Source organism: Pararhizobium sp. DWP1-1-3 (assembly GCF_049896125.1).
GTDB lineage: Bacteria > Pseudomonadota > Alphaproteobacteria > Rhizobiales > Rhizobiaceae > Pararhizobium.
The window spans coordinates 799,329-820,186 of record NZ_JAFCTR010000001.1; the positions used below are offsets into that span (position 1 = coordinate 799,329).

24 protein-coding genes are annotated in these 20,858 nt (G+C 59.8%); 9 read left to right on the plus strand and 15 right to left on the minus strand.

The features are described 5' to 3' along the window. Positions 1–63 precede the first annotated feature (63 nt). Positions 64–1,578 carry a helicase HerA domain-containing protein gene (locus tag ACP7BS_RS03900; RefSeq protein WP_426236238.1) on the plus strand — a complete coding sequence of 505 codons (1,515 nt, stop codon included), beginning with the start codon at positions 64–66 and terminating at the stop codon, positions 1,576–1,578. Between the two features lie 23 nt (positions 1,579–1,601). Here ACP7BS_RS03900 and ACP7BS_RS03905 read toward each other — a convergent pair whose 3' ends face one another. Further along, on the minus strand, positions 1,602–1,937 hold the full coding sequence (locus tag ACP7BS_RS03905; protein ID WP_426236240.1) for a cupin domain-containing protein: 336 nt from the start codon (positions 1,935–1,937) through the stop codon (positions 1,602–1,604). A 121-nt stretch (positions 1,938–2,058) separates the two neighbouring features. Here ACP7BS_RS03905 and ACP7BS_RS03910 point away from each other — a divergent pair, with 121 nt between their 5' ends. The 5 genes from ACP7BS_RS03910 (at position 2,059) to ACP7BS_RS03930 (ending at position 6,312) form a co-directional block, all read left to right on the plus strand. Beyond that, complete coding sequence (locus tag ACP7BS_RS03910; protein WP_426236242.1) at positions 2,059–2,583, plus strand: MarR family winged helix-turn-helix transcriptional regulator; 525 nt, start codon at positions 2,059–2,061, stop codon at positions 2,581–2,583. Between the two features lie 227 nt (positions 2,584–2,810). Beyond that, a complete protein-coding gene (gene rpsD / locus ACP7BS_RS03915; RefSeq protein WP_113244728.1) occupies positions 2,811–3,428 on the plus strand; it encodes a 30S ribosomal protein S4 in 618 nt (205 codons plus the stop codon). 101 nt (positions 3,429–3,529) lie between these two features. Continuing rightward, on the plus strand, positions 3,530–4,468 hold the full coding sequence (locus ACP7BS_RS03920) for a glutaminase (protein WP_426228259.1): 939 nt from the start codon (positions 3,530–3,532) through the stop codon (positions 4,466–4,468). A gap of 210 nt (positions 4,469–4,678) precedes the next feature. Continuing rightward, the gene (ttcA, locus tag ACP7BS_RS03925) at positions 4,679–5,491 is read left to right on the plus strand and encodes a tRNA 2-thiocytidine(32) synthetase TtcA (RefSeq protein WP_426236483.1); all 813 of its coding nucleotides are present in this window, start codon (positions 4,679–4,681) and stop codon (positions 5,489–5,491) included. Continuing rightward, the gene (locus ACP7BS_RS03930; RefSeq protein ID WP_426228263.1) at positions 5,488–6,312 is read left to right on the plus strand and encodes an inositol monophosphatase family protein; all 825 of its coding nucleotides are present in this window, start codon (positions 5,488–5,490) and stop codon (positions 6,310–6,312) included. The genes ttcA and ACP7BS_RS03930 overlap by 4 nt, the downstream gene beginning before the upstream one ends. 75 nt (positions 6,313–6,387) lie before the next feature. Here the strand turns inward: ACP7BS_RS03930 and ACP7BS_RS03935 are convergent, their stop codons facing one another. Both ACP7BS_RS03935 and ACP7BS_RS03940 read right to left on the minus strand, forming a co-directional pair. Next, a complete protein-coding gene (locus tag ACP7BS_RS03935; protein WP_426236244.1) occupies positions 6,388–7,671 on the minus strand; it encodes a multidrug effflux MFS transporter in 1,284 nt (427 codons plus the stop codon). A 36-nt stretch (positions 7,672–7,707) separates the two neighbouring features. Next, the gene (locus tag ACP7BS_RS03940; protein WP_426236246.1) at positions 7,708–8,943 is read right to left on the minus strand and encodes a multidrug effflux MFS transporter; all 1,236 of its coding nucleotides are present in this window, start codon (positions 8,941–8,943) and stop codon (positions 7,708–7,710) included. Here ACP7BS_RS03940 and ACP7BS_RS03945 point away from each other — a divergent pair. Continuing rightward, positions 8,943–9,245: a hypothetical protein gene (locus tag ACP7BS_RS03945; protein ID WP_426236248.1), complete on the plus strand. Its 303-nt coding sequence runs from the start codon at positions 8,943–8,945 to the stop codon at positions 9,243–9,245. The genes ACP7BS_RS03940 and ACP7BS_RS03945 overlap by 1 nt on opposite strands. Positions 9,246–9,343: 98 nt before the next feature. Here ACP7BS_RS03945 and grxD read toward each other — a convergent pair whose 3' ends face one another. From grxD to ACP7BS_RS03970, 5 genes are all read right to left on the minus strand, one after another. After that, positions 9,344–9,679, minus strand: a complete 336-nt coding sequence (grxD, locus tag ACP7BS_RS03950) for a Grx4 family monothiol glutaredoxin (protein ID WP_426228269.1) — start codon at positions 9,677–9,679, stop codon at positions 9,344–9,346. A 138-nt stretch (positions 9,680–9,817) separates the two neighbouring features. Continuing rightward, a complete protein-coding gene (locus ACP7BS_RS03955) occupies positions 9,818–10,039 on the minus strand; it encodes a hypothetical protein (protein WP_426228271.1) in 222 nt (73 codons plus the stop codon). An 8-nt stretch (positions 10,040–10,047) separates the two neighbouring features. Then, positions 10,048–10,281: a BolA/IbaG family iron-sulfur metabolism protein gene (locus tag ACP7BS_RS03960; RefSeq protein WP_037095612.1), complete on the minus strand. Its 234-nt coding sequence runs from the start codon at positions 10,279–10,281 to the stop codon at positions 10,048–10,050. Between the two features lie 16 nt (positions 10,282–10,297). Beyond that, entirely contained in the window at positions 10,298–12,532 is a 2,235-nt protein-coding gene (gene purL / locus ACP7BS_RS03965; RefSeq protein ID WP_426236250.1) for a phosphoribosylformylglycinamidine synthase subunit PurL, read from the minus strand. A 183-nt stretch (positions 12,533–12,715) separates the two neighbouring features. Beyond that, entirely contained in the window at positions 12,716–14,134 is a 1,419-nt protein-coding gene (locus tag ACP7BS_RS03970) for a PLP-dependent aminotransferase family protein (protein ID WP_426236252.1), read from the minus strand. Positions 14,135–14,224: 90 nt separating this feature from the next. Between ACP7BS_RS03970 and ACP7BS_RS03975 the strand changes: the two genes are divergently transcribed. Next, a complete protein-coding gene (locus tag ACP7BS_RS03975; RefSeq protein ID WP_426236254.1) occupies positions 14,225–14,467 on the plus strand; it encodes a DUF1127 domain-containing protein in 243 nt (80 codons plus the stop codon). A gap of 15 nt (positions 14,468–14,482) precedes the next feature. Here the strand turns inward: ACP7BS_RS03975 and arsC are convergent, their stop codons facing one another. The 6 genes from arsC to purC all read right to left on the minus strand — a co-directional run bounded on the left by arsC (position 14,483) and on the right by purC (position 17,642). Continuing rightward, entirely contained in the window at positions 14,483–14,830 is a 348-nt protein-coding gene (gene arsC, locus ACP7BS_RS03980; RefSeq protein WP_426228279.1) for an arsenate reductase (glutaredoxin), read from the minus strand. Between the two features lie 387 nt (positions 14,831–15,217). Beyond that, entirely contained in the window at positions 15,218–15,625 is a 408-nt protein-coding gene (locus ACP7BS_RS03985) for a hypothetical protein (RefSeq protein WP_426236256.1), read from the minus strand. Between the two features lie 50 nt (positions 15,626–15,675). After that, positions 15,676–16,347: a phosphoribosylformylglycinamidine synthase subunit PurQ gene (gene purQ / locus ACP7BS_RS03990; protein WP_426236258.1), complete on the minus strand. Its 672-nt coding sequence runs from the start codon at positions 16,345–16,347 to the stop codon at positions 15,676–15,678. Continuing rightward, complete coding sequence (locus ACP7BS_RS03995) at positions 16,344–16,601, minus strand: hypothetical protein (protein WP_426236260.1); 258 nt, start codon at positions 16,599–16,601, stop codon at positions 16,344–16,346. Before ACP7BS_RS03995 ends, purQ begins: the two co-directional genes overlap by 4 nt. 16 nt (positions 16,602–16,617) lie before the next feature. Next, a complete protein-coding gene (gene purS, locus ACP7BS_RS04000) occupies positions 16,618–16,860 on the minus strand; it encodes a phosphoribosylformylglycinamidine synthase subunit PurS (protein WP_426236262.1) in 243 nt (80 codons plus the stop codon). Positions 16,861–16,877: 17 nt separating this feature from the next. Beyond that, complete coding sequence (purC, locus tag ACP7BS_RS04005) at positions 16,878–17,642, minus strand: phosphoribosylaminoimidazolesuccinocarboxamide synthase (protein WP_113315563.1); 765 nt, start codon at positions 17,640–17,642, stop codon at positions 16,878–16,880. 244 nt (positions 17,643–17,886) lie between these two features. Here purC and ACP7BS_RS04010 point away from each other — a divergent pair, with 244 nt between their 5' ends. After that, the gene (locus ACP7BS_RS04010; RefSeq protein ID WP_426228288.1) at positions 17,887–18,201 is read left to right on the plus strand and encodes a DUF1476 domain-containing protein; all 315 of its coding nucleotides are present in this window, start codon (positions 17,887–17,889) and stop codon (positions 18,199–18,201) included. A gap of 52 nt (positions 18,202–18,253) precedes the next feature. On the opposite strand, the gene ACP7BS_RS04015 is transcribed toward ACP7BS_RS04010, so the two are convergent. Continuing rightward, positions 18,254–20,842, minus strand: coding sequence for a sensor domain-containing protein (locus tag ACP7BS_RS04015; protein WP_426236264.1), 2,589 nt, complete (start codon positions 20,840–20,842; stop codon positions 18,254–18,256). Positions 20,843–20,858 lie beyond the last annotated feature (16 nt).

Genomic DNA, 20,858 nt, shown 5'->3' on the forward strand with positions numbered 1-20,858 from the left:
TAGGGGTCAACGCTTGCGGGTTCGTGGCGGCGCATCCGGCATGGCATTTTGAACGAGGTGGATATGAAAGTCGGCATCGACATGGGGACGGCGTCCGATGGCGCATCCGTTCCGCTCGATATCGAGGAGCTTCTGGCGACGCGTCTTTTGGTGCAGGGAAATTCCGGCTCGGGAAAATCGCACCTTCTGCGCCGTCTGCTGGAACAGTCCGCCCCGTGGGTGCAGCAGTGCATCATCGATCCGGAAGGCGATTTCGTCACGCTGGCCGACAAGTTTGGCCATGTGGTGATCGAGGGCGAGCGTACGGAAGCCGAGCTGATCGGCATCGCCAGCCGTATCCGCCAGCACCGGGTCTCCTGCGTGCTTTCGCTGGAGGGACTGGATATCGAGCAGCAGATGCGCAGCGCCGGTATCTTTCTCAATGCGATGTTCGATGCCGATCGTGATTATTGGTATCCGGTGCTGGTGGTTGTCGACGAAGCGCAGATGTTTGCGCCGTCGGTTGCCGGTGACGTCTCGGAAGAGGCGCGCAAAATCTCTCTTGGCGCTATGACCAACCTGATGTGCCGTGGCCGTAAACGCGGCCTGGCCGGTGTTATCGCCACGCAGCGGCTGGCAAAGCTTGCCAAGAACGTTGCCGCCGAAGCCTCCAACTTCCTGATGGGCCGCACCTTCCTCGATATCGACATGGCGCGCGCCGCCGATCTGCTCGGCATGGACCGCCGCACCGCCGAAATGTTCCGCGACCTGAAACGCGGTTCTTTCGTGGCGCTCGGCCCCGCTCTGTCGCGGCGTCCGCTGCCGGTGACCATCGGCCATGTCGAGACCTCGGCCCGCTCTACCAGCCCGAAGCTGACGCCGCTGCCGGAAGCGGTCGCCGATGTCGAGGACCTGATCTTCACGCCCGACCCGGACGAACTGATCCGGCCGATCATGCGCCGTCCCAGCGCCCAGCCGCGCCCGGCCACCGATATCCTTGCCGAGCTTTCGCGGCCGCGCCCGGAACCGATCGGTCTTACAGAGCCGAAGGCACCGGTGCCGGAAATGCCGGTTCAGGAGCGCGAAGCGCTGCTCGACGGCCTGCTTGCCGAGATCCTCGAACATCCCGACGCAGCGTTCCGCGCCGATGCCGAGCTTTTTCAGGACTTTCTCGTTCGTTGCCGGATCCGCCGCGTTCCCGGTGCACCGCTGTCGCTGAGCGCCTTCCGCCGCAAGATGGCGGTTGGCCGGTCCGGCGTCGATGCCGAGACGGCCGCGACCGAAATCTGGGCATCCGCGCTTAACCTGTCACGCAATGTCACGGACGATCTGCAGGGCGTGTTCCTGCTGGTGGCGCAATCTGCCGTGCGCAACCTGCCATGCCCGTCGGATGCGATGATTGCGCGCGCCTATGGCACGCATTCCGCCCGCCGCGCCCGCCGTCTGCTCGGTTATTTCGAGGAGCAGGGCCTGATCGTCGTTCACAGCGACCTTTCCGGCAAACGCATCGTGGCGTTTCCGGACCTGCAAGTGGAAACGGCGCCCGGTGCTGCCGATGCTGTTTATGATGATGCGGGTAGCCGGAACGCTGCGGAATAAGGCAGTCAACAATCGCGGGATTGTCAGACCCAGGTCTGGATGACGCGTTCGGATGCGTGAATGCAGGTGAGTTCGAGCCTGTCGGGTCCCGTATTGACGAAACGGTGCGGTGTTTCGGCATTGACCACAATGATATCGCCCACTTTAGCATCGAGCGTTTCAAGCCCGACGGTGAACTGCGCCTGGCCGGATCGGACGATCCAGGTTTCACTATACGGATGCGTGTGCAGCGCCGGTCCCTGGCCGGTTTCGTTGTCGACCAGGAAAATCGAAATTGGCGTGTCGTACTCTGCGCCCTCGAACAGGACTGTCCTGTTCGACCGCTGATCCTGCTCGGTGCGGGAAATGACATGGAACATGCTGGCCTCCGTTTTGCGGTCTGGTGAATTAGAACAAAGGACTATATATCTCGACAGGAAGATATTATACCAAACTGTCTTCTCGTCAAGATAGTTTGGGTTTCTGAAAGGCGCACCCGTGATGGAAGACAAGGAAAACACCGATCACGTGGACCGTCTGCGCGGGCAGTGGCAAAGGGAGTTGCCTGATCTCGACACCCAACCCATGGCCATTCTGGGTCGCGCCTACCGGCTGGCCAATCTGGTGCGTCCGTCGATCGAGGCGACCTTTGCGTCCTTCGGTCTCGATCGGGGCGAGTTCGATGTCATATCGACGCTGAGGCGGTCAGGACCGCCATACAGGCTGACGCCGACGGAGCTTTATACGTCGCTGATGATCTCGTCCGGCGGGCTGACGCATCGGCTGGACAGGCTGAAGACATCGGGGCTGATCCTTCGCGAGCGTTCGCAGGCCGACGGACGCAGTATGGTCGTCGGCCTGACGGAGGAGGGCATACGGCTTGCCGAGGCGGCGTTTCGCGTTTATATGGCCAGCGAGGCATCCTTCATGGCGGATTTGAGCGCTGAGGAGCGAACGGACTTGGCGGCATTGTTGCGGAAGTTGCTGGTCTCGGTGGAGCGGCGGACGGAGTGCGATACGCGTTGAATCTCGTGCGCGGAAACGCAAATTCGTTTGACAATAGAGGGTGAAGTGACTAAAGCCGCCACAACGCCGGGCCGAAATGCCCGGTGTTTTATTTGACATGTCCCGTGGATTCTCCGTTAGCGTAATGTGAGAAACCTGTCAGAGCTTTCAAAAGAAGTTCAGAGGAGGGCGTGTTTCCTTGATCCGGTTTGGCAACAGACCGGTGTAACCTGTTGAAGGGAAATACGATGAGCAAGCGCGAATCGTCTAAGTACAAAATTGACCGCCGTATGGGCGAGAACATCTGGGGCCGTCCGAAGTCCCCGGTGAACCGTCGCGAATACGGTCCTGGCCAGCACGGCCAGCGTCGCAAGTCCAAGCTTTCCGACTTCGGCGTGCAGCTGCGCGCCAAGCAGAAGCTCAAGGGCTATTACGGCGACATCCGCGAAAAGCAGTTCCGTGCGATCTTCGCCGAAGCTGACCGCCGCAAGGGTGACACGTCTGAAAACCTGATCGGCCTGCTCGAATCGCGCCTCGACGCGATCGTGTACCGCGCCAAGTTCGTTCCGACGGTCTTTGCTGCCCGTCAGTTCGTCAACCATGGCCACGTCAAGGTCAACGGCGTTCGCGTCAACATCGGTTCGTACCGCTGCAAGGCTGGCGACGTGATCGAAGTTCGCGAAAAGTCCAAGCAGCTCGTTTCGGTTCTCGAAGCCGTTTCGCTCGCTGAACGCGACGTTCCGGATTACGTCGAAGTCGATCACAACAAGATGGTTGCGACTTTCGCTCGTATTCCTGCCCTGGCCGACGTTCCTTACCCGGTCATCATGGAACCAAACCTTGTCGTCGAATTCTATTCGCGATAATTTCTTAGAGGCCCGGCCTTGTGAAATTCGGAAAAGCCACTCAGAGATGGGTGGCTTTTTTGTTGCCCAATCTCCACCAAATCTCATGCGGAGAATGACCGATGCCCGGCCCGTTGGACCTGCAGTCGATTGTCGATGATATCCACCGCGAGCTTGCGCCACGGCTCGGCGAGGGCAAGGTGGCCGATTACATCCCGCAGCTCGCCCGCGTCGATCCGAAGCGTTTCGGCATGGCGATCGTCACCGTCGACGGCGATGTGCATATGGCCGGCGATGCTGAGGTGCCATTCTCGATCCAGAGCATTTCCAAGGTTTTCACGCTGACGCTGGCGCTCGGCAAGCATGGCGAAAACATCTGGAAGCGCGTCGGCCGCGAACCCTCCGGGTCGGCCTTCAATTCGATCGTCCAGCTTGAGCACGAACACGGAATCCCGCGCAATCCGTTCATCAATGCCGGGGCGATCGCCATTACCGATCTGGTGCTGGCCGGTCATACGCCGAAGGAAGCTATCGGCGAAGTGGTCCGGTTCGTGCGTTATCTGGCCGACGAGGACGATATCCTCATCGACGCCGATGTGGCGCGTTCCGAGGAGGCGACCGGCTACCGGAATTTCGCGCTGGCCAATTTCATGCGCTCCTTCGGCAAGCTCGATCATCCCGTCGAGCACGTGCTTGGTGTCTATTTTCATCAATGCGCGCTGGCGATGAGCTGTGTCCAGCTGGCCAAGGCCGGGCTGTTCCTGGCCGCGTCCGGTACCAATCCGCTGACCAAACATTCTGTTGTCTCCAAACAGCGGGCACGGCGTATCAACGCTTTGATGCTGACCTGCGGCCATTATGACGGTTCTGGGGATTTCGCCTATCGCGTCGGCCTGCCGGGCAAGAGCGGCGTCGGCGGCGGCATTCTCTGTGTTGCCCCCGGAAAGGCTTCCGTCGCCGTCTGGTCGCCGGGGCTCAATCACAACGGCAATTCGCTGCTCGGTTCGCTGGCCCTTGAAATGCTGGCCAGCCGCACGGGATGGTCCGTGTTCGGCGCTTAAGCAGACGTTACGGAAGTTTCACACCGGATCCTGTGCATTTTCCTTGATCTTGCTGCTTTAGACGGGCAAGTGCAGGGCATCGTTTCCGCGCGCCGTTTTTTGCCTGCGCGCCCTTTCATCCGGGACTTTGTCATGGATATTGCCTTTCAGCCGTCGGCCGCCGACCTCGAAAATCTTTCGCCCAGCCCGGATCATGCCGGCGATGACGCGATGCATCCGATCTTTGCAAAGATGCCTGCCTCCGTCTCCTTCAACAAGCTGCGCAAGCGGTTGCTGCGGCAGGTGCGCCAGGCGATCGAGGATTTCGGCATGCTGAAGGGCCAGAATCGCTGGCTCATCGGCGTTTCCGGCGGCAAGGACAGCTATAGCCTGCTGGCGCTGCTGATGGATCTGCAATGGCGCGGCCTGCTGCCGGTCGAACTCGTCGCCTGCAATCTCGATCAGGGGCAGCCGAATTTCCCCAAGCATGTCCTGCCGGACTATCTCACATCGATCGGCGTCAAGCACCGGATTGAATATCGCGACACCTATTCGATCGTGAAGGAAAAGGTTCCTGCCGGTGGCACCTATTGCGCGCTCTGTTCGCGCCTGCGCCGGGGCAATCTCTACCGGATTGCCCGTGAGGAAGGTTGCGACGCGCTGGTGCTCGGTCATCACCGCGAGGATATTCTCGAAACCTTCTTCATGAACTTCTTCCACGGCGGCAGGCTGGCGACGATGCCGGCCAAGCTCTTGAACGACGAAGGCGATCTGATGGTCATGCGGCCGCTCGCCTATGCCGCCGAAGACGATCTCGCCAAATTTGCGGCTGCGATGGAATTCCCGATCATTCCCTGCGACCTCTGCGGCACGCAGGATGGACTGGAGCGCAATGCGATGAAGGCGATGCTGTCGGACATCGAGCGCCGCATGCCCGGCCGCAAGGACACGATGCTGCGGGCACTCGGCCACGTCAATCCGTCGCATCTGCTCGACCCAAAGCTGTTCGATTTCCAATCTCTCTTCGCGGAGCCCAAAGCATGACGTCTGCCATCGATATCGCTGCCATCGCCAATATCCTGCAGGAAGCCGCCTTCAAGGAAATCCTGCCAAAATTCCGCAATCTCGGTGCTGGCGACGTGCGGATGAAGTCGGAGGCGATCGATCTGGTAACTGAGGCGGATGAAGCCGCCGAACGGCTGATCAAGGCGCGGATGGCGGAACTTGCACCCGATGCACTGTTCATCGGCGAAGAATCCGTCGCCGCCAACCCGGCACTGCTCGACAGCCTGGCCGGGGCTGACCTCGCCATCGTCGTCGATCCGATCGATGGCACGTTCAACTATGCGGCGGGTCTGCCGCTGTTCGGCGTCATGGCCGCCGTCGTCTCCAAGGGCGAGACGGTCGCCGGTCTCATCTACGATCCGATGGGCAATGACTGGGTGATTGCCGAAAAGGGTTCCGGCGCCTGGCTGTGCAAGGCTGATGGGTCGCAGGAGCAGCTCTCGACTGTTCCGTCCGTGCCGCTGGAAAGCCTGGTCGGCTGCGCTTCGACCGGATTCTACTCGCCTGAAAACCGCCGGATCGTCATGGGCAATATGGCCAAGGTCCGCATCGCCACCAGCTACCGCTGCGCGGCGCACGAATATCGCGGCTTTGCCGGCGGTCACTTCCACTTCCTGATGTATCAGAAGCTGATGCCTTGGGATCACCTTGCCGGTACGCTGATTGCCCAGGAAGCCGGCGCCTATGCTGCCCGGTTCGATGGTTCGCCGTACCTGCCGCATCACGTCGATGGCGGCCTGCTTCTGGCTTCCGACAAGGATTGCTGGGAGATGCTGCGCCGCGAGGTGTTTACCGTCTGAGGCAAGACATTGCTGATTGGAAAAGGCCCGCCAGGAATTTTTCTGGCGGGCCTTTTTTCGTTTCGTCTCAGCGGCTTACATATGGCCGCCAGCGCCTTCCAGCGTGGCGTGATCGTCGCCCGGATGGGTGAAGAGCTTGCCTCTTTCCGCCCAGAGAACGGCAACAATGGTCACTGCACCAAAGGCGGTAAAACCGGCGAACAGCGGCTGGACCGTGCCGTTGAACAGTTGGCCGACAGTGCCGCCGATCAGCGCGCCGCCGGTTGTCGAGACAAAGCCGGTGATGGCGGTGGCCGTGCCTGCCAGGTGTCCCATCGGTTCGAGGCTGATCGCGGTGAAATTGGTGGCGATCACGGCGAACATCATCAAAAGCACGGAAAACAGCAGGTAGGCGACCAGGAAGTCCGGGCGGCCACCAAGCGAAAGCAACAGCCCCGCGCCCGACAGCAGCGTGAACAGGATCATCGCCACGTGCGAAATGCGCCGCATGCCGAAGCTGCGGACGAAATAGCCGTTGGCGAAATTGGCAACCGCGATACCGCCGGCCGTGCCGGCAAAGGCGATCGGCAACCAGTCGCCAAGGCCATAGACCTCGCCAAAAATCTGCTGGACGGTGACGATATAGGCGCAGATGACGGCGGTGAACAGCGTCAGGCCGATCATGTAGCCGCAGGTGACGCGGTTGGTCAGCACCGTGCGGAAGCCGGAGGTGACGGAGGCGACCGACAGCGGCAAGCGCTCGCTTGCCGGCAGTGATTCCTTCAGACGCATGCCGGCCCAGACGAACAGGACGGCACCGACGCAGCCGAGCAGGATGAAGATCCAGTGCCAGTTGGCATAGTAGATGACGGCTTGGCCGAGCGACGGCGCGACGATCGGCACGATCATGAAGACGATCATCACATAGGACATCACCCGAGCCATTTCACGGCCACCGAAGCAGTCGCGCACGATCGCCATCGTGGTGATGCGAACGGCTGCGGCGCCAATGCCCTGCACGAAACGCAGGAGAAGCAGCATTTCGAAGCTCTGGGTCAGGGCTGCGCCGAACATCGTCAGGGTGAAGAACACGAGGCCGGCGAGCAGGATGTTGCGGCGCCCGAACGTGTCGGAGAGGCTGCCGAAGACGATTTGCGAGCAGCCGAACCCGAGGAAGAAGATGCCGATGACCAGCTGGGTGTCATTGGTATTGGCAACATTCAAAGACTGGCCGATGGCGGGCAGGGCCGGCAGCATGATGTCGATGGCGATGGCGACGCTCGCCGTCATCAGGGCGATGGTGATGATGAACTCGAAAAATCCGAGTCCTATTCGGGATGAGCCGATATTTTCGACGTGTTCGGTGGTGGTGGCGGACATGAAGGAACCTATGAATGTCTTGGGAGAGACAGGACGTTAAATTGCGGGATTGTGCGGTCTGAAAAGCTGGCCTTTTTCGGCGGTGAGAACAAAGGCAAGCCCGATGATGGAAACGCTTAAGAAGCCGATGGCGAGTGGCGTGATCGTGCCGTTGAACGCCTGGCCGATCAGCGCACCGATGGTGGCGCCGCCGATCGTCTGGGTGAAGCCCAGAACCGAGGATGCGGTTCCGGCAACATGGCCGAGCGGCTCCATCGCCATGGCGTTGAAATTCGAGCCGATCAGCCCGAACTGGAACATGGCGCAGGCATAGAGAACGGCGAACAACCAGAACGGAAGCAGGTCGGAGACCGACGCTGCGACCCAGATCAGGCTGGTCAAGACAAAACCGATCAGCGCCCCATGCGACAGGCGGCGCATGCCATAGCGCTTGACCAGCCGCGAATTGGTGAAGGAGGCGAGCGCCATCATGCTGGCAAAGCCGGCGAAGACCAGCGGAAACCAGGTTCCGAGCCCGTAGATGCCGACGAGGATCTGCTGTGCCGAATTGATGAAGCCAAACAGCGATCCGAACAGAAACGCAGCCGCCAGAGAGTAACAGAGCGCGACGCGGTTTGTCAGGACGATGCGGAAGCCGGCCAGGATGGACGTGACCGTGAACGGCCGGCGGTGCTCGACCGACAGCGTTTCAGGCAGGCGCAGCATCACCACTGTCGCGACGGAGATCGCAAACAGGCAGATGACCACGAAGATCATGTGCCATTCGGCAAAGATCATGATCAGCTGGCCGACGCTGGGCGCAATGACCGGCACGATCATGAAGACCATCAGCACCAGCGACATGACTTCCGCCATCATCCGGCCACCGTAGACGTCGCGGACGATCGAGACGGTGATGACGCGGGTGGCGGCTGCGCCGATGCCCTGAATGAAGCGCAGCGCCAGCAATCCGGTAAACGAGGGAACGAAGACGATGGCAAGGGCGCAAAGCGCATAGAGACCAAGGCCGCCGAGAAGGGGCAGCTTGCGGCCGAATCGATCCGACAGTGGGCCGAAGACCAGCTGCGCACAGCCCATGCCGATGAGATAGGCGGTGATGACATATTGGCGGGTATTTTCATCGACGACGCCGAGGCTGGCACCGATTTCCTGAAGGCCGGGCAGCATGATGTCGATCGAAATCGCATTGATCGCCATCAGCATGGCCATCAGGGCAATGAAACGTGGTTTTGACAAAGCCGGGAGACCCGGCGCTTCGGACAGTATGGTCATTGGGTATTCCTGGCGGATGTGCCGGGCGCCTGAAACTGGAAGCGGGAACGTTTCGGACGCGGATGAAAATGCTGGAGCCAGCATGGAAGATCGAAAGAAAAGCGCGGCTCCGAAGCGCTTTCAAAACGGCAACCGGGCTCGCCGGTCTGGAAGCAATTCCGGCAAAATGGCGCCAGCAATTACCGATATATGTGGGAGGTCAGATCGGCCTCATTGACTGCGCGCCGACCATCGGCACCGCGTGTGCATACTCCCAGTATCGCGACCGGCTTGTGACAGCGGATCACTTTGGTTTCAGCTAAAAAAGGGCGTGCAACATTAGCTTTTCGTCGCAATCATACGGAATCAAAAAAGGCGGTGACCCGCCTTTTTCAGGTGTCACTGTGGCTCAAATCAGGTTTCAGGCTGCGCCCTTGACCGCGATGCCGTGTTCTTCGAAATGCGACTGAAGTTCGCCAGCCTGGAACATCTCACGCACGATGTCGCAGCCGCCGATGAATTCGCCCTTTATGTAGAGCTGCGGAATGGTCGGCCAGCTGGAATAGTCCTTGATGCCCTGGCGAAGGTCGGCGTCGGCAAGCACATTGATGCCCTTGTAATCGACGCCGATGTAATCGAGCATCTGCACGACCTGGCCGGAGAACCCACACTGCGGGAACTGGGGGGTGCCCTTCATGAAAAGAACGACATCGTTGCTCTTCACTTCATTGGCGATGAAATCGTTGATACCGCTCATGGCGTAGTCCTTCCTCATCCCGCTTCAAGGGCCGGGTGTGTCGATGTCTGTTAGATAACATGCACGCGGGTGATTTTCACCACCTGAATACAACAAAAATTGATGACTTGCACGACTGCAACAGTGAACGGGGCAGTCCTAGCGTATCCTGCTGCGGGATGCAGCTGTCTTGCGGCGGCTCACCTGCTTCTTTGCCGGTTTCGCCTTAGCCGCCGGCGCCTTCTTGAACCGGCCGGTGCTTGCCGAGCGGGTCTGCCGCTTTTGCCGTTTTGTTGTCGTGGTGCCGCCAGCTTTCTTCAGGATTTCCTTCAGAACGCTCTCGACCACGCCGCTGACCAGCTCTTTCATCAGGTTGGCCATCTGGCGTGCTACTCCGGCGCAGATGTCTGAAGGGCGAGTGCGTGCAACACGCCACCCATATTGCCCTTCAGCGCATTGTAGACCATCTGGTGCTGCTGTACCCGGCTCTTGCCGCGGAAGGCTTCCGCGACAACTTCGGCTGCGTAATGATCGCCATCACCGGCGAGATCCCGGATTGTCACCTTTGCGCCGGGGATGCCCGACTTGATCATGTCTTCAATATCGCCAGGTGCCATCGGCATGGTCTGCACTCCCTGATTACTCGGCGGCGATCTGTGCTTCGCCGTCCATGAAGTCAGGGAACCATGATTCATGTGCCGAGCGCAATTGCAGAATTGCAAGCGGCCTGGCCGAACCGAGCACAACTTCCGTGCCACCGGTGCTGCCGATGACGGGGGCCGCGACGCCGGCAGCCTTTGCCCGCTCTGCAACCAGGGCTGCGTGTTCCGGCTTGACGGTCACGACATAACGTCCCTGGTCTTCGCCGAAGAAGACTTCGATCGCATCGCGGTCTGTAACGGCCGAGATCTTGGCGCCGATCCCGGATGCCATTGCCATTTCGGCAACCGCGAGCGCCAGTCCGCCGGACGAGCAGTCATGCACTGCCGTGGTCAGGCCGTCGGTGATCAGGCTACGGACGAAATCGCCGGTCTTGCGCTCATGGGCGAGATCGACATGCGGGGCAGGGCCATCTGTGCGGCCATGAATGTCGCGCAGATAGACCGACTGGCCGAGATGCGTTCCAAGGCCTTCGGGTGCACCGACCAGCAGGATCGTTTCGTCTTCGGCGGCAAAACGGATACGCGCCATCTGCGACCAGTCAGCCATGAGGCCGACGCCGCCGATGGTCGGGGTCGGCAGGATGCCCTGGCCGTTGGTCTCATTGTAGAGCGAGACGTTGCCGGAGACGATCGGGAAATCCAGCGCGCGGCAGGCTTCGCCGATGCCCTTGATGGCATGAACGAGCTGGCTCATGATTTCCGGGCGTTCCGGATTGCCGAAGTTGAGATTGTCGGTGGCGGCCAGCGGCAGGGCGCCGGTTGCCGTGATGTTGCGCCAGCATTCGGCCACGGCCTGCTTGCCGCCTTCGAATGCGTCGGCCTCGACATAACGCGGGGTGACGTCCGAGGAGAAGGCGAGCGCCTTGGTCGGATGACCTTCGACACGGACAACACCGGCATCGCCGCCTGGAAGCTGCAGCGAATTGCCCTGGATCAACGTGTCGTATTGCTCATAGACCCAACGGCGGGAGGAATTGTTGGCGGAACCGACCAGCGACAACACGGCATCGGCAATGTCTGCCTGCGGAATATCGCCGGCTGCGAGCGGTGCCGCAACCTTCGCCGGTGTCCACGGACGGTCGTATTCCGGGGCTTCGTCACCCAATTCCTTGATCGGCAGGTTGGCGACTTCCTCGCCCTGATGGAGAACGCGGAACCGCAGGTCGTCGGTGGTTTTGCCGACAATGGCGAAATCGAGACCCCATTTGACGAAGATCGCCTTGGCGACCTCTTCCTTGGCGGGCTCCAGCACCATGAGCATGCGCTCCTGGCTTTCCGACAGCATCATTTCATAGGCCGTCATGCGCTCTTCGCGCACCGGCACCTTGTCCAGTTCCAGCTCGATGCCGAGGCCGCCCTTGGCGCCCATTTCGACAGCCGAGCAGGTCAGGCCGGCAGCCCCCATGTCCTGGATGGCGATGACGGCGCCGGTCTTCATCAGCTCAAGGCAGGCTTCGAGCAGGCACTTTTCGGTGAAGGGATCGCCGACCTGTACGGTCGGGCGCTTTTCCTCGATCGATTCGTCGAATTCGGCCGACGCCATGGTGGCACCGCCGACGCCGTCACGGCCGGTCTTGGCGCCGAGATAGACGACCGGCAGGCCGACGCCCTTGGCTTCCGAGAGGAAGATCGCATCGGACTTGGCAAGGCCGGCAGCAAAGGCGTTGACGAGGATATTGCCGTTATAGCGGGCATCGAACTCGACTTCTCCGCCAACCGTCGGCACGCCGAAGGAATTGCCATAGCCACCGACACCGGCAACGACGCCGGAGACGAGGTGGCGGGTCTTCGGGTGATCCGGCGACCCGAAACGCAGCGCGTTCATTGCCGCAATCGGGCGGGCGCCCATGGTGAACACGTCGCGCAGGATGCCGCCAACGCCGGTCGCAGCGCCCTGATAGGGCTCGATATAGGACGGGTGGTTGTGGCTCTCCATCTTGAAGACGACGACATCGCCATCATCGATATCGACGACACCGGCATTTTCGCCCGGACCCTGGATAACGCGCGGACCAGTGGTCGGCAGCGTGCGCAGCCATTTCTTCGAGGACTTGTAGGAGCAGTGCTCGTTCCACATCGCCGAAAAGATGCCGAGTTCCGTAAAGCTCGGCTCGCGGCCGATCAGGCCGAGGATACGCTGATACTCATCCGGCTTCAGGCCGTGCGAGGCAATCAACTCGGGGGTGATGGGGCGGGTATTGGAAATGGTCATCGGGGTCCATTCGGTCCGTTGGAGCATCCCGGACGGCCAAGGTTCCGTCAGCTTGCGGGGATACGTCAAAACAAAGAGATCACGTCGGGGTTTCTTTAACCGAAGCTACTCGGCGATGCGACAGGAAAATGCCGGAAAAGCACAGGAGATCGCGTGCTTTTCGCCGATAATGCGATGGCTCGCTCAGGCGAAGCTGTCGTAACCGGTGCGGCCGCTGTCGAGCAGCCGGCGCAGCGTCAGGAAACCGCGCCGCACTTCGCTGCGGTCGGCCGGTGACGAGAAGCCGATCCGGACCCGGTGGTAGACGCTTTCCGTCCGTCCGGCCTTGAACTCGTCCTCGTCATCGACCAGCACGCCTTCCTCGAAGGCCGCATGTTTGAACGTGCCCGAAAACCAGGGTTCGGACAGTTTCAGCCAGAGGAACGGCACGTGCGGATGCGAATTGAAGTCGACGCCGGCGAAGATTTCGCGCGCCATCTGCTCGCGTGCGCGGATCTCGTCGATACAGCGCGTCCGCAAGCTTGCAGCCTCACCACTGAGGACCAGGCGCGCACAAAGCTCGGCGAGCAGAAACGGCATGCCGCCGCTGACCATCTTGTGGGCGATGCGGATGCGCTGGCTGAAGTGGGGAGGGCAGGCGACCCAGCCGCCGCGCACACCGGCAGCGACCGATTTCGACAGGCCGCCGACCAGGAATGTCCGCTCCGGCGCCAGTTCCGCGAGAAGCGGCATCGTATCTCCGGTCATCGCGCCATAAAGATCGTCCTCCAGCAGCCAGACGCCATAGCGGCGGGCAATGTCGGCGATCGCCTGGCGCCGCTCCAGCGACAATGTCACCACTGTCGGGTTTTGCGCCGTCGGCATGAGAAAGGCGAGTTTCGGGTGCTGCTGGGCGCAGACACGTTCGAAGTCGTCAGGGTCGACGCCGTGGTCGTCGGTGCGCAAGAGGATTGTCCGGCGGCCGATCAGTCCGGCACTGCGGCTGATCTGGGAGTAGGTGATGTTCTCAAAGGCGATCTTGTCGCCCGGTGCCGTGACGGCGGCGATCACAGCGACAGCGCCGGCATGGGCGCCAAGCGTCGGCACGATGCGATCGGGCTGCGGCCTAAAGCTTCCCTTGGCCAGCCACTGGCTTCCTGCAGTAAACCAGTGTGCCGGAAAATCGCGGGCATAGCTGGCGATATCGGAGTGATGTACGCGGCTGATCTCGCCCAGCACCTTTTCAAGCGACGCACCTTGGCCGATATCGGGTGCCGCCGTGCTGTCGAACCGGAGTTTTCCGGGCGGCGCTTTCAGCGCCCTCGTGCCGGCCAGTGCCGCGCTCATTGGATCAGGCTGCTCGGCAGGGCGCAATTCGGCATTGTCGAGCACATAGGTCCCGCGTCCCACTTCGCCGCTGACAAGCCCGCGTTCGCGCACCAGATGATAGGCACGCCCGATTGTCCCGATTGTCACGCCGATATCGAAGGCAAGGTTGCGCTGAGGCGGCAGTTTCGTACCGACCGCCAAGATGCCACCCGTAATCGCCTGCTCGATCTGATCAGCGATACGGGCATAAAGCGGGCCTTGGCCTAGGGTTGGGTCTGGCATCCATGTTGTCATGGTGACAATTTCTACATTGCATCGCTTCTCCTGTCAATTATGACAATGGCATACCGAAATGAAACCATTGCAATCGACAGGATGGTGACAATGAGTACAATTTGCACCGATGACAGTGATGTATGTGCCCCGCCAAGAGGTGCAATTCAGCCAAGAGGCTTCGTCTCGCGTTTGAAGGCGCTTGGCCGGCTGGTGATCGCCTGGATAATTGACCGTGAAGAAAAGCGGCTGAGCCGCATTGCTCTATCCGAGTTGACGGATGGACAGCTTGCCGACATCGGCGTCACGCCTTCGGAGGCCCGCCGGGAAGCGGCGCGGCCGTTCTGGAACTGACTGCATCGTTGGGGGTTACAGCAGCTCCAAGACCTTCGTTTTCGGACGGCAGAGTTTTGCGCCTCTTTCCGTCACTACGATCGGCCTCTCCATCAGCTCTGGATGGGCCAGCATGGCGTCGATAATCTGCCGGTCCGTCTTGCTCTGATCAGCAAGCTGGAGCGACAGATACGCGGGTTCCCTGGCGCGCAGCAACTGGCGTGGCGCCATGTCCAGGGCAAGCAGCAGAGCCAGCATTTCCTCGTGGCTTGGCGGTGCTGCCATATAGTCGATAATGGCAGGTTCAATTCCCGCCTCACGAATGATCTTGAGAACCGAGCGAGACGTATCGCAACGACGATTGTGATAAATCATGACGGTCATCAGCGTGCCTTTGGTATCGGTAGGGCGGTCGAAAGAGCCTGTCATAAGCTGCCCAAGGAGATCGTCTGCGCCTACCATGAGAATGATTGCGGCATCGTGACAGGTGCAGCAAACCTATTCTCTGGATGGGCGCGAAAAAATGGTTTCTTGGGTCGTGTGAATCAACAGGAGAAGTCTCGAGCTGATTGTTTCGCAAAAGCGCAAAAATGAAAAGCTGCGAGAAATAACGATAGGCGATGGTTCCACCGCTATTTCGGTTGGCCTGGGAGTGGAAGCCTTAACCGCAGCGTTACCGGGGTGAGCCGGCACCCACGCAAAGACCAATCCGGTCAGTTTTTCCGCTGTACATAAGCTGTTGACCGCAGCATGGTTCCGTGGTGAGCGCGCCTAGCGGCAGCCTTCACCACCGGCACCCCAGCGCTTGATATCCGTCGTCATTCTTGCGCCTACGGCTTCACTGAACAGTGGGCCGAATGCCTGAAGCCGGGCAGGGTGCCCCTCTGCCTGGACCACTGCGAGTGGCCGCGATTCGGGTGACTTGCGCTTGACGATCAGGATGCGTGGGCGCCCCGAGAATGAATTCAACTCGGGAGCGAGGCGGTAGGGCTTGAAGGCCGGATCACCCGACTTGAACCAGCAGGCATTGGCGCCAAGGGCCACCCTCTCCATTGTGGCCAATGCCGCCGTGTTACGGGCTGGTGCAGGCGGAGGCTCCGTCTGGCAGCCGGCTGCAAGCCCGAGCAAGGCAACGGAGCCGACTGTAGCCATGAAACGGATAAAAGCTGCGGCGCGCATGAAAGCCCCCTGTGATTCGGTCTCTAGGGTGCCTTCTAGCAGGTGGAATGTTAAGCAGCGATTACATCGAGCGCGGAAGCGAACAATCCACGTCCGTCCGAACCGCCATGGGCGGCCTCGATCAGGTTTTCCGGATGCGGCATCATGCCGAGGACATTGCCTCCAGCATTGACGATCCCGGCGATGTCGTTGACCGAGCCGTTCGGATTGGTGCCTGCGGCATAGCGGAAAACCACTTGGCCGTTGTCCTCGATGGTCTGGAGCGTTTCCGCGTCGGCAAAATAATTGCCGTCGTGATGGGCGACCGGGCAGCGGATGATCTGACCCTGTTCGTAGGCGCGGCTGAAGTCGGTATTGGCGTTGACGACTTCGAGCTTGATTTCCTTGCAGACGAATTTCAGCGAGGCGTTGCGCATCAGCGCGCCCGGCAGGAGGCCTGCTTCGACGAGAATCTGGAAGCCGTTGCAGACGCCCAGCACCTTGACGCCGGCCTCAGCCTTCGCCTTGATCGCCTGCATCACCGGCATGCGGGCCGCGATGGCGCCACAGCGCAGGTAATCGCCGTAGGAGAAGCCGCCGGGGATGACGATCAGATCGACATCCGGGATGTCCGTTTCGGTTTGCCAGATGGTGACCGGCGCCTTGCCGGAAATCTTGGTCAGCGCTGCGATCATGTCGCGGTCACGATTGAGGCCTGGAAGCTGAACGACGGCGGATTTCATGGGTGCGGTTCAAACCTGGATTGGGCCTCGGCAAGCTCGCGCAATTCGAGGCGGTTTTCGATACGGTCGAGGCGGTTCTCAATGTGGGCAATCGAACCGTGTAGATTGTTGATGTCTCCCTGCATTGTGTGAAACTGATTGCGTAGGGATAAATTATCCTGCCGAAGGTCGCGCTGGCCGTCCTTCAGCAAGCCAATATCTAATTGGATGCGCTTCAGCATTTCGTAGATCAGATTGCCATCAACCGTCGTCATGCGGCGCCCTCAACCTTTACGGGAATGAGATAGTGTAATTCTCAATCACCGTGTTGGCGAGGAGTTTCTCGCACATGGCTTTCACTTCTGCTTCGGCCTTTGCCTTGTCGGCGGTGTCGATCTGCAGATCGAAGACCTTGCCCTGGCGGACATGGCCGACGCCGCCGAAGCCGAGAGCGCCAAGGGCGCCCTCGATTGCCTTGCCCTGGGGGTCGAGAACGCCGTTCTTCAGCGTCACTGTTACGCGTGCGTTGATCACTGTCGTCTTTATCCTGCTTATTTCACCAATACCGGGCCGGAGCCGCGGGGCGGTTCGTTCTCGTTCATGATGCCAAGGCGGCGGGCCACTTCCTGGTAGGCCTCGACAAGGCCTCCCATGTCGCGGCGGAACCGGTCCTTGTCCATCTTTTCCTTGGTCTCGACATCCCAGAGACGGCAGCTGTCCGGCGAAATTTCGTCGGCCAGGATGATGCGCATCATGTCGCCTTCGAACAGACGGCCGCATTCGATCTTGAAATCGACCAGCTGAATGCCGACGCCGAGAAACAGGCCGGTGAGGAAGTCGTTGATGCGGATGGCGAGTGCCATGATGTCATCGAGTTCCTGCGGGCTTGCCCAGCCGAAAGCGGTGATGTGCTCTTCCGAGACCATCGGATCGTCGAGCGCATCGGCCTTGTAGTAGAATTCGATGATCGAGCGCGGCAGGACCACGCCTTCCTCGATTCCGAGACGTTTGGAGAGCGAACCGGCTGCAACATTGCGCACAACGATCTCAAGCGGAATGATTTCCACTTCCTTGATCAGCTGCTCGCGCATGTTGAGGCGGCGAATAAAATGCGTGGGAATGCCGATACGGTTCAGATGCGTGAAGATATATTCCGAAATCCGGTTGTTGAGCACACCCTTGCCGTCGATGATCTCGTGCTTCTTGGCGTTGAAGGCTGTAGCATCATCTTTGAAGAACTGGATCAGAGTGCCCGGCTCAGGACCTTCGTAAAGGATCTTGGCCTTGCCCTCGTAGATACGGCGGCGACGGTTCATGAATGATGTCTCTATCTTTAAATGCGCTCTTGGGCTGCGCGCTTGGCATTTTCTAAGGCGGTCCATAACTGAAATGAAACCATTTCACAATCGGCGACTCATCCGATCCCCCGAATTAGGTCTGCCGAATGGGTTCTAGCGTAGCATGAAAGTCGTCACGCCGGAAAACTTCGCATTGCACTTTCGGCGGCCTTTTGGTTTATGGGCGAAAAGCTAAACGTAAAACGGTTTTTGGAGATCGGAGATGACCAATATGCAGGATCGCGAAAAGGCGTTCGAATCGAAGTTTGCTCTGGATGAAGAGTTGAAGTTCAAGGCCGAAGCGCGCCGCAACAAGCTTCTTGGTCTTTGGGCTGCCGAGCTTCTGGGCAAGAGCGACCCGGCTGCCTACGCAAAGGATGTCGTCGCCGCCGATTTCGAAGAGGTAGGGCACGAAGATGTCGTGCGCAAGATTCGCGCTGATTTCGATGCGGCGGGCATCGCCCTGACCGACGACCAGATCCGTTTGAAGATGCTCGAGCTTCTGTCCGAAGCCGTCACACAGATACAGAACGGCTGATATCGTCGTCATATCGGCCAATTTGAACCGTCCGAGGTTTCGGGCGGTTTTTTTATGCCTTGCGGTCTCTCCGGACCATTCCGTGCACGGCCTCGATGGGTGTTTCCGGCGGGCGCCAGCTGCCGGAACGGATGAACGTCTCAAGGTCTGCTCTGGCCATCGGCCGGGCGAAGGCATAGCCTTGCAGCGTATCACAGCCGAGATCGCGCAGAATATGGGCGTGACACATCGTCTCCACCCCCTCTGCGACGACTTCGATATTGAGCGAATGGCCGATATCGATGATCGATCCGACCAGCCTGCGCTGCTCGGCCGCCTCGATAATCGGCTTGATGAGAGCCCGATCGATTTTTAGGCGGCTCGGATTGAGCTTCATGAGCCCGACGATCGAGGCGTGGCCCGTTCCGAAATCATCGATTTCAATGTCGATGCCGAGCATGCTGAGATCGCTGAGTATCTGTGACGAATCCTCGTCGAGATCGTCGAGGAAGATCGATTCGAGCAGTTCGAACGATAGTTTCCCACGCGGTATGTTCAGTTGCCGCAGGCTATCTATCAGGCCAGGCTCTCGCAACCGTGATGAAGAAACGTTGACGGAAACGCGCGCAATACCGAAACCCTGCGTCTCCCAACTGCTGAAATCGCTCAAGGCCTGCTCGGCAATGCAGCGATCGATGGCTGTCAGCGCGTTGATGTCCTCCGCGATCTTCAAAAAATAATCCGGCGCCAGCAACCCGTGCTGCGGGTGTCTCCAGCGGGCGAGCGTCTCGACACCGGTGACATCGAGCGTGCGGGCATCAAACTGCGGTTGATAGAAGGGAACGAATTCGCCGTCTTCGAGCCCTTTGATGATTTCGTCGGCAGTGCGCTTGGCGTGATGGATCTGCGTTTGCAGTTGCTGTGTGAAGAATTCATAGCGGTTCCGGCCCAGACCCTTGGCCCGGTAAAGGGCTATATCGGCGTTCATCAGCGACTGCCTGGCGTCGGCTGTGCCATCAGCGGTCCAGGCGATGCCGACGCTGGCTCCGAACCGGCACAGGTGTCCTTCATAGGCCACCGGTTGGCGCAGGGCTTCGATGATCTGGTCGGTGAGCAGGATGACGTCATCCTGGGAGCGGCGTGGGTCGCACAGCACCAGGAATTCGTCGCCACCGATCCGCGCAACGAAATCGCGCTCGCCAATGATTGCGGAAAGGACGTTTGCGGTGTGCATCAGCATGGCATCGCCGGCCTGGTGGCCGAGCGTGTCGTTGATCTGTTTGAACCGGTCGAGATCGATATGCAGGATGGCACTATAGTTGACCTTACCGGCAATCCATTCATCGAGGCGCTGATCGAGGAACCTCCGGTTCGGCAGGCCGGTCAGGTGATCGTGCAACGCATTGAATTCGATCCGTGTGCGCGCCGCCTCAAGTTCCAGATTGCGCGCCTCCGCCAGTTGCCGGGCTCTTTCCAGATCGTCGCGCAAGGTAACATCTTCTGTCACATCCCAGTTGGCACCAATCAGTTTGTGCGCGCCTTCATTGTCCGTGTACGTAACGGACCTGGAGCGGATATGGCGGATTTTCCCGTCGGGACGGATGATGCGAAAAGCGTTCATGAAGGGAATGGCAGAAGCGACGCCGGCGGCGACCCTTGCAAGGGCTGCATCCCGATCTTCTGGGTGCAGTCTCTCTTCGAAGGCCGAGAGGCCCGGTTGTTGTGGATCCAGCCCATAGATGGACAGCAATTGCTTGTCGCGCATGATGGTGCCGGTATCGAGATTGGCTTCGAAGACCCCGACTTTCGATACATCGAGAGCAAGTCTCAGCCGCCGCGATATTTCTTCAAGCTGAGCCTCGGCCTTCTTACGTTCTGAAATATCAGTATCCGTGCCGATGATCCGGCTCGGTTTGCCCTCCGGTGTCCACTCGATGGAGGCGCCCCGGCTTTCGATCCAGATCCAGTGACCATCCGCATGGCGTTCGCGGTACTGGAATATGTTGAATTCAACCTCGCCTTCATCCTGACGCCGAATACACTCGAGCACATGCTCGCGGTCAGCCGGATGGACATTTTCAATCCAGACATCAAGGGAGCCGTCCACGGGGGCGTCCGCTGCCATGCCGCGCATGGTCTTCCAGGGGATGGAATAGAAAAGATCGTTGGCGTCGAAATCGTGATCCCAAACACCTTGATGGGCGCTTTCGAGTGCGTATTTCCAGCGGGTTTCACTCTTCTGCAGGGCGGTGATCGCCTGTTTCAGTTCATCGATCGACTGAATTTGCAGGATGATGGATGGCGAAGGACCGGTCATCTGCGACAGGGAGGCCATGACCGGTTTGGTGGAACCATCGGGCTGAACCAGGCGGAGCTCACATTGGTTGGCGAGAACGCCGTCTCCTTCCATGTCTGCCGTCTTAGCGCTCAGCAGACCGGCGTCGTCAGGGTGGACAAAGCGTACTATTTGTTCCCCGAGAATCGCATCCGCTGGCAGTGAGAGCGCATGTGAGAACGCTGCATTGACATGGCGGATGCGACCATCCGGTTCCAGCAGGCAGAAGCCCAGGGGCGCGCAATCGAGAACGACTGCTGCGTCCGGCAATGTGCCGGCCACGGCCGGCTTTGGTGGCGAGCCTTTGTCTTCACTGGCGGTGGTCACTGTCGGCCATTCCCGA